1 pseudogene is annotated in these 237 nt (G+C 64.1%); it reads left to right on the top strand.

The features are described 5' to 3' along the window. Positions 1-237 (top strand): annotated as a pseudogene (locus tag N7568_RS25365) (GNAT family N-acetyltransferase); the annotation flags it as partial.

Here is a 237-nt window from a genome sequence, read left to right as displayed (position 1 = left end):
AGTGGGACGGGGCCCATCAGGACGGCGCCGGGGAATTCATGGCGGACGATCTCATCACACCCGAAGGGTTCGCGGAGTGGATTCGGCAACTCGAGGACGCCGCGCAAACGGCGGAGAAGGACGGCATTGTACCCTGCACCTACCTCTGGAGTACCGAAGGCTCACGGTACGTGGGCGCCATGGCTTTCCGGCACTACCTCACCCCCGCACTCCTGAACTCCGGCGGGCACATTGGAT

The sequence above is a fragment of the Paenarthrobacter aurescens genome (assembly GCF_025421775.1).
GTDB classification, from domain to species: Bacteria; Actinomycetota; Actinomycetes; order Actinomycetales; family Micrococcaceae; genus Arthrobacter; species Arthrobacter aurescens_B.
This window is presented reverse-complemented; position numbering and strand designations above follow the sequence as displayed.